Annotated in this window: 4 protein-coding genes; 1 reads left to right on the forward strand and 3 read right to left on the reverse strand. The window is 38.6% G+C overall.

The annotated features are described in order from the left end of the window. Positions 1-135: 135 nt before the first annotated feature. Positions 136-1,260 (reverse strand): alanine dehydrogenase, encoded by a 1,125-nt coding sequence (gene ald, locus LACPOB_RS0101535; protein WP_017867077.1) that lies wholly within the window; start codon positions 1,258-1,260, stop codon positions 136-138. Positions 1,261-1,438: 178 nt separating this feature from the next. On the opposite strand from ald, the gene LACPOB_RS0101540 reads away from it, so the two are divergent. Next, positions 1,439-2,920, forward strand: coding sequence for an MDR family MFS transporter (locus LACPOB_RS0101540; RefSeq protein ID WP_017867078.1), 1,482 nt, complete (start codon positions 1,439-1,441; stop codon positions 2,918-2,920). A 758-nt stretch (positions 2,921-3,678) separates the two neighbouring features. Here LACPOB_RS0101540 and LACPOB_RS0101545 read toward each other — a convergent pair. Continuing rightward, entirely contained in the window at positions 3,679-4,587 is a 909-nt protein-coding gene (locus tag LACPOB_RS0101545) for a glycine betaine ABC transporter substrate-binding protein (RefSeq protein WP_017867079.1), read from the reverse strand. A gap of 15 nt (positions 4,588-4,602) precedes the next feature. Continuing rightward, a partial coding sequence (locus tag LACPOB_RS0101550) for an ABC transporter permease (protein ID WP_017867080.1) occupies positions 4,603-5,363 on the reverse strand: 761 nt, incomplete at its 5' end.

Genomic DNA, 5,363 nt, shown 5'->3' on the forward strand with positions numbered 1-5,363 from the left:
TGGTAGTGCGTAAAAAAGAAAAATACTAATATTTGTTACCACAAATAGGTAATATCAAGGGTTGCGGTCTGTTTTTGTGCTTTCAACCTTTAGTAAATTATTAATTCTTTTTAATTACTAGTATTTTCAGTGGTTTTACTTATTCTTTGGTAAAAGATCTGTTAGTGGAGTATATGGCAAACCAAGATCTTCAGCAACTGATTCTTGCACTAAATGTCCTTGATAAGTATTCGCACCACGCAATAAAGAGGGTTCTTTTGCCCAAACATCTTCGATCGGTCCACTAGCTAACCTTTTAGCAAATGGTAAAGTTGCATTACTTAAAGCAATCGTAGCAGTCTGCGAAACCGCACCCGGCATATTTGCGACAGCATAGTGTGTCACACCATTAACGACATATGTTGGATCATCATGTGTTCCAACTTTATTTTCTGTTTCAAAAATACCACCTTGGTCGATTGCAATATCCACGACCACTGATTTATCCGGCATATCTGCGACCATTTCTTTAGTAACTAGAGTCGGTGCTTTATGGCCAGGAATTAAAACAGCACCTACGACCAGATCAGCAGTTTGAAGCTGAGTAGCAATATTAAAGCTATTTGACATTAAAGTTTCGATCCGACCGTTAAACTCCGTATCTAATTCTTTCAAACGGTTATTGTTTACATCCAATACAGTTACACGTGAACCTAAACCTAACGCAACTCGAGCTGCATTAGTTCCAGCAACACCACCACCAATAATGACAACATGCCCTTTTCTAACACCTGGCACACCTGACAAGATGATACCTTTGCCACCTTTAGGGCTTTCTAAGAATTCTGCACCGATCTGTGTCGCCATCCTACCAGCAATTTCACTCATTGGTGATAATAACGGTAAAGTACCATTATCTAATTTAACATTTTCATATGCAACTGAAGTAACTCCTGCCTTTTGCAAAGCAACAGCTACATCTAAAGCATTAGCCAAGTGAAGATAAGTAAACAATAATAAACCTTCGTGGAAGTATTTAAACTCTTCTGGTAAGGGTTCTTTCACTTTCATTACCATTTCTTGTGACCAAATTTCGTCGGGGGTGTTAACTACTGTAGCCCCTACATTTCGATAATCTTGGTCTTCAAACGCTGAACCAAGTCCGGCATTTGTTTCAACAAAAACTTCATGACCAGCCTCAATTAATTCAAACACTCCTGAAGGAGGCAAAGCCACACGGTTTTCGTTATTCTTTAATTCTCTTGGTATTCCAACTTTCATTTAAACACTCCTATTTTTGGTACGCTATCAATTATACAGTTGAAAACTTTATTATTCAAAAAAATGAATTGTGTCCTATACTTTTTGGTTTCCACTTAATGTACCTATGTATTTTTTCCCTATAAGTATGCTAAGATAGTATGTCTGAGAAATTTTAATATTATTAGGGGTTTTTAGCTTGAATTCAAATAAAAAAACAAATAAAGGTATAGTTACATTTGCTTTGTTCATTGCCACATTTTTAAGTGCCGTTGAAGGAACAATAGTCTCCACGGCCATGCCGACTATTGTTGGTGATCTCAAAGGGATCTCGATCATGAACTGGGTTTTTTCGATTTATTTATTGACAACTACCTTGTCAACACCAGTCTATGGCAAACTAGTTGACGAAATTGGACGTAAGCCTGTTTTTATTACAGGTCTCTTGATTTTTTTAGTCGGCTCAATGCTGAGTGGCCTTTCCGCTAGCATGCCGCAATTGATCTGCTGGCGTGCCGTCCAGGGAATCGGTGCAGGTGCGATCTTGCCGATCTCCAATACGATCATCGCCGACATTTATCCGCCAGATAAGCGTGCACAGATCATGGGATTAAATAATTCAGCTTGGGGGATCGCATCAGTCGCAGCACCACTTTTAGGTGGTTTGATCGTTGATCATTTGAACTGGAAATGGATCTTTTTCATCAACGTTCCGATCGGGTTAATATCTATTCTTTTAATCTGGTTCAATCTGAGAGAAGATAAACATTATGCACATGGTAAATTAGACGTGTGGGGGATCGTATGGCTCTCACTGACGATCGGTGGGATCTTATATGGCGTTGAGATCTTGAACCAAAACCATATTGATGTCACCGCAGCAATTATTGTTTTTGCGGCTGCGATCATTGGTTTATTACTTTTTATCCGGCAAGAAAAACGGGCATCAGATCCAATCATCTTGTTAGACCTCTTTAAAAAGCGGACTTTTGTAATCCAAAACTTTGCTGTATCCATGATGTCGATCTTTTTGATCGCGTTTGACGTATACGTTCCATCATGGACACAAGGTTTATTAGGTTTACCAGCTACAATTGCTGGTTTCGCCACTACACCAAGTTCGATCTTATGGATCTTTGGTTCTTTTGTTGCAGGTATCCTCTTATCTAAGATGACACCGCGTAATATTTTAATGTTAAGCATGGGCTTATTAGTTGTTTCTGGATCAGTCTTTATGTTCTTACCAGCTGATACGCCCTTCTATGCCTTCTTATTGATCGGTATTTTTATGGGAACTGGTTTTGGTATCACCGTTACAAGTTCAACTATTATTTCACAGAGTATCGTAGATCCTAAAGATGTTGGGATGGCAACATCTTTCAACACTTTAGTCCGAACACTTTCGCAAAGTATCTCGATATCTGCGTTCGGGATCGTTATGAACCATTCCTTAATGCACGGTATCAATGCTCATCCAGAAGCACATTTAACAGTAAATATGTTTAATAAAATGATCAACCCGCATACGGTTGATCAACTACCTGACAAATTGATCCCCGTAATGCATTCGATTTATCATAATGGTTTGCATAATATCTTTACGATCGCAGTCGGTTGTATGGCATTGGCCTTTATCTTTAACTTATTAAAGCAAAAAGATTACCAAATCGATAACCAATAATTATTTTTAAGAGAGTGAGACAAAAGATGTTTTGAGGCCGATTTGTAACGATGATTACTTTATTTTGAGTCGTAGCAAAGCGGAGAACCAGAATAAAGTAATCAATCGTTGTTACAGTAAGGCTTCAATCTTTTGGAACACGTTTGAGGGCCGCCAATCTAACCCATTTAATGGGATAGATCGACGGCCCTTTTAGGATCGCACAGCTAGTTTTGTCCCAGTCGTTTTTACTATGCACAAATATAAAAATCAGGTATATCGAACACATATTACTTATAACGATACAGGTCGCTGTTTTAATCGAACCACTAAGATGTTTCTAAACTATTTTTAAGTCCATTCGCTTTTACGCAACAAAAGATATTTTTCGATCCACTCATTTTAATAATCTTATACCAAACTAGAGAAAACGATGCGGTCAAAAAAATATTATCAAATTACTAAAGATGGACGACAAAGACACAGTGACCTTGTTCAACTCAAAAAAATTAGCAGTGTCTTCTTACTTAATAAAAAAATCAAAAAGTCAGTTTGCAGGATGATTACATGTTGGCAGCATCTTTGGTAGTAATTCTGGTTAGTTACTTTCTTTAATTCCAATATGTAATAGATAAGCGCATCAATTTCACAGGATTTTACATTGCACTCTTAAGCTTACACAATTTATCCAATTTAGAGATCACACAGCAAAAAAGCTACCACCCAAACGGATGATAGCTTTTTTGTTATTCTGTAACAAACTAGAATTTAGTGCACGATTATTTTTTCAAATCTTCGATCGAATTAATGTCTTTCATATACTTAGGAACAGCTAATCCAATACGAGCACCATTCAGATTTGTCCGCACATAGTCATATTGACCCTTATATTTTTTAGCAAAAGCACGATGGGTAGCAGGCAATTCAGCAGTTACAGTCGCATCAGCTTTGTCAGAAATAATTGCTTGCCACATAACTTCAACGTCTAATTGTTGTAATGTTACATCGTAATTTTTCTTTTTCAATAGCTGTGAAACCACATTAGAAGCAGCAATTTCATAATCATACGGCATATAAACTAGCTTGATTTTTTTACCTTTTCCATCAGGAACACCCTTTAAAATTTCATTAACCTTCTTTGAATGATCCTTAATGTACGTCTTAGCAGCTTGGGTTGAGTCAGTCCCATTATTAATGGACATCATAACTGGCTCGGCATCTTTATGGAGATCCCAATGAAAGTTTTGTAAGAGTTTATAAGCACCGGGGTTATCTTTCTTCAATCCCTTACGCGCAATAGTAGCTTCATGTTCTCCTTTACCGAAAACATTTTTAGGATCTTTCAACCATTTGATTGGATATTTCGAAAACATCCAGTGTGGTTGATAAGCAGTAACAACGATCGGTTCCTTATATTTAATTGCTTTATCTAACGTACTTGTCATTGCAGCTGTAGAACTTGGCATTAACTGCCAATTAGCTTTTTTCAAACCATATTTGTCTAAAGCTGTAGTTGCATTATCCATTTCACCAGAAGATGCATCGATCCCAGTAATAGTGTAATTCAACTGTTCGCCTAAACTTTTGTCTGGATTATAAGCAGCTGGATCTGAGCCACATGCACCTAAAAGCAGGGTCAACCCTAAAACAGCAATGCTGCTAAGCAAAACTGAAAGTTTGCGTTTCACATTGTTTCCCCCTTTTTAATGCGATGACTTGTTGAACGATTGAGTGATCCGGTCCAAGATAATAGCGACAATAACCACTGCGATACCGGCAGCGAAACCTGCACCAGCATCGTTACGTCCAACAGCAAAGTAAACCTGCGTACCTAAACCAAGTGCACCGATCATAGATGCGATAACGACCATGGAAAGGCCTAACATCATCGTCTGGTTAACACCGGACATGATCGTGTTTTTAGCCATTGGTAATTGCAGTCCGATCAATTTTTGCCAACTAGTTGAACCAAAAGAATCGGCTGCTTCGATCAAGTCTTCAGGGACTTGACGGATACCCAAGTTAGTCATCCGAACTGTTGGTGGCATAGCGAAGATCACAGATGCCAAGACACCTGGGACCATCCCGATACCAAAGAAAGCTACGGCTGGGATCAGATAAACGAAGGCTGGCAGCGTCTGCATAAAGTCTAAGATCGGTTTGATCACGACTTCAGCCTTAGCGCTTTTCGCCATCCAAATACCCAAGGGGATCCCGATGATCACAGCAATCAAACTTGATGACAAGACTAGCGTTAAAGTCTGTGTCATATCACGCCAGTAACCCAAGTTCCAAATCAACAACAGACCGAGAACTTCAAAGATCATGAAGCCCATTTTCTTTTGATCTTTTTTGACCCAATATGTGAGTGCTAAGATCACAATGATAAACAACCATTCAGGCAAGAGATCAAAGACCCATTGAACTGCGTCAATGATCGCCTGGAAGAATGCGGTAATACCAT

This window comes from Ligilactobacillus pobuzihii E100301 = KCTC 13174, from assembly GCF_000349725.1.
In the GTDB taxonomy this organism is placed as follows: domain Bacteria; phylum Bacillota; class Bacilli; order Lactobacillales; family Lactobacillaceae; genus Ligilactobacillus; species Ligilactobacillus pobuzihii.

Excerpts from the sequence above, each read along its gene's own strand:
- ald (WP_017867077.1), bottom strand. The coding sequence starts at position 1,260 with ATGAAAGTTGGAATACCAAGAGAATTAAAGAATAACGAAAACCGTGTG.